The 288-nt window shown below is 65.3% G+C and carries 1 pseudogene; it reads left to right on the top strand.

Going from position 1 to position 288, the window contains the following annotated elements:
* Window positions 1–288: pseudogene (locus tag EN852_RS39770) on the top strand (AMP nucleosidase); the annotation flags it as partial.

Raw genomic sequence — 288 nt, 5'->3', positions numbered from 1 at the left:
GGCCCCTCAAACGCCAAGACGATCACCGACCATATCGCGGTGCTTCGCCCGCATGCCTGGGTCATGCTCGGCCATTTCGCGGGCCTGCGCAACACGCAGGCGCTTGGTGATTATGTTCTGGCGCATGCCTATGTGCGCGAGGACCATGTGCTGGACGACGATTTGCCGGTCTGGGTGCCGATCCCGCAGCTGGCCGAGATCCAGGTGGCGCTGCAGGAGGCGGTCGCCGAAGTCACCGGCCTTTCCGGCTACGACCTCAAGCGCATCATGCGCACCGGCACCGTCGCT

The organism is Mesorhizobium sp. M2E.F.Ca.ET.209.01.1.1 (genome assembly GCF_004010375.2).
Taxonomy (GTDB): Bacteria; Pseudomonadota; Alphaproteobacteria; order Rhizobiales; family Rhizobiaceae; genus Mesorhizobium.
This window is presented reverse-complemented; position numbering and strand designations above follow the sequence as displayed.